Genomic DNA, 2451 nt, shown 5'->3' on the forward strand with positions numbered 1-2451 from the left:
GGGAGGTGTGGCTTTAGGCCTTGCCAGCCTCGGCGCTGCCTGGTCTCTGGTCATGCCAGATCAGTCTCAGGGACTGAAGTTAAGCGCTGCTCTGATTGCCGCCATTCTGGTCTTCAAGGTGATGCTGAAGTTTATTCTGCACCCGCACCTGATTCGTGAAGATCTTTCACACCCTGTCGTCAGCAGTGTTATGCCAACTTTTGCCATGGCGACTATGGTAATTGCCTCTGCTCTCATGCCCGTTTCCGAATTTGCGGCACGCGCGCTCTGGGTAGCAGCCGTGCTGACCCACCTGGTATTACTGACAGGTTTTGTGACTCATCGCGTTAGGGACTTTGATATTGAGCATATGGTGCCCAGCTGGTTTGTACCTCCTGTTGGTATAATCGTGGCTGCGGTCACGAGTCAGGGTATGGGCTTTGAGTCTCTGGTCAAGATGCTGTTTATCTTTGGCCTGCTCTGCTATTTCATAAAGTTGCCCATCATGTTCTACCGCCTGATCTTCAAGAGCACTATTCCTGATGCGGCGCTGCCTACTTTTGCCATTATGGGTGCACCAGCCAGTTTGTCTCTGGCGGGTTATCTGACCATCACCGATAATCCCAGCCTGATCATGATCAGTATTCTGGCGCCACTGGCTATTTTCATGACGGTCATGGTGTATATGGCTTTTATTAAACTGCTGAGGCTGCCATTTTCACCTGGCTATGCCGCTTTCACCTTCCCAATGGTGATTGGTGCCACAGCATTGCTTAAGCTGGAAAGCAAAGTAAATGGTGTCTTTGCTGATCTCTTTTATCAGCTGGGGCTTATTGAACTCGTGGTGGCTACAGTCATTGTCACTTATGTTGCTATTCGCTATATCCTCTTTTATCTGAAGCCCCGCCCACAATTGGCATAACCTGAACAGAAAATAACTGGCTTGATCCATGTGTCCTGCCAGTCTTTTTTGAGTCCAACAGACTTCTATTACGGCTCTGCTGAACCATCCCATCTCGCTCAGAAGGCTCATGCAGTAGGTTAGCGCTGGGCAATATAAACCAGGATTCTTGAATTTTTTTGGAAATTAATAGTCCAAAGCACATGAAGCTTAAAAAAATTAAATACAGTCAATGGAGTGACTAATGAATATAAACTCTTCCAGAACAGATGCATACGGGCTTCATGAAAGCAGCCTTGTTAAAGAAAACGTTGGTGATGAGTTTGATTCAGGGCCGAGCGAAGTCAAGAGCTTTTCAAGAAAGCGCAGGGTTCAAGATAAATCCTCTGCGTTGGTAAAGCAGATACGACGACTTGGTTGTTTTCTGTCAGGTTGCAGTCGTCAGATGCCCAATCAGACTATTCCCGAGCGAACCGTTTCCCATTGGATTGCTACTGATGTTTGTGAGGTTGCAGATGTAGCCAGTAGCAAGGTGAACGTGACGTTTACCGCAGAGGAAGCGGCTGAACGTTTTCGAAATACCATTGAAAATCTTATACATACGTTGAAATATGACGAAATCGCAATGGAATATCTTGAAGATGATCAAAGAGAGGCAATAACCGGGATTTTTATTGATTTTATTTTATGTCAGGAAGGTCTGGTTCATGACCGGTGCTTTACGTTTGAAAGCAGTACCGATAAATATGTGGCTGGCAAGACCATCGGCCTTATGAGGATTGAAGAGATAGAGTCTTACCTGAATGCTATTTTTACCGAACAGGCAGCAGAGGCATCGAAATTTAATAAGCTTAGATTACGTTATAGCCTGGGTGACATGCTGATTGATTATCTTAACAAAAAAGAGAATGTACCGGATGATGTTACTCCAAAGGTTAAGGCTTCAGTTGACTTTCGCGTCTATGAAATTACGTACGAGAAATTGCTGAAGGAGATTTATCCATTTTTTCAAACCCTTCTTGCTGGAAGAGGCTTTTTTTCTGAGTTGGGCGTTGTCTTTAATTTTGCCGTCAAATTCAGGCAGCAACTGATTGATAGTGCTTGTGTACCGCTAACATCCAGCAATATGTTAACTGTTGGTCTGCGCACCAACGAAAGTAATATGAGAGAGTATTTTAATCAACATGTTATGGATGTTATTTTTTCCGGGCGCTGTGATGGTATTGTTAACGCCATGTTTGATGACACTTCTTTTGGAACTGACAATGAAGCGAAACCGGCAAACAGACCAAACCTTAAATTCGGTGAAGAGCTTGAATATGACGTTAAAGATTCCCGAGCCCGGCTTGATGATATTTTTACATATCGACTCAAAGACAAAGGGATGTGTTATCGTCGTATCGCTGACGAACGTGGTACACGATATGGCTTTGATGATAGCTTCACCGTACTCCCTTTTTATGATTCCCAGAATTGGTTTGAAATAAACTGCACGCCTTATCATTCTGGTGACCAGCTTGCGGAATTATCTTTTGAGAAGGTGATTGAAGTCACTGATTCAATGCGTAAAA

The 2451-nt window shown here is 44.3% G+C and carries 2 protein-coding genes; both read left to right on the forward strand.

Going from position 1 to position 2451, the window contains the following annotated elements; genetic code table 11:
- Positions 1-901, forward strand: a 901-nt coding sequence (locus KDK17_RS06890) for a TDT family transporter (RefSeq protein WP_257287685.1), incomplete at its 5' end; no start/stop codon positions are given.
- Positions 902-1124: 223 nt separating this feature from the next.
- Positions 1125-2451: hypothetical protein (locus tag KDK17_RS06895; RefSeq protein ID WP_257287686.1), on the forward strand; the 1327-nt coding region annotated here is incomplete at its 3' end.

This window comes from Endozoicomonas sp. SESOKO2 (assembly GCF_024606245.1).
Taxonomy (GTDB): domain Bacteria; phylum Pseudomonadota; class Gammaproteobacteria; order Pseudomonadales; family Endozoicomonadaceae; genus Endozoicomonas_A.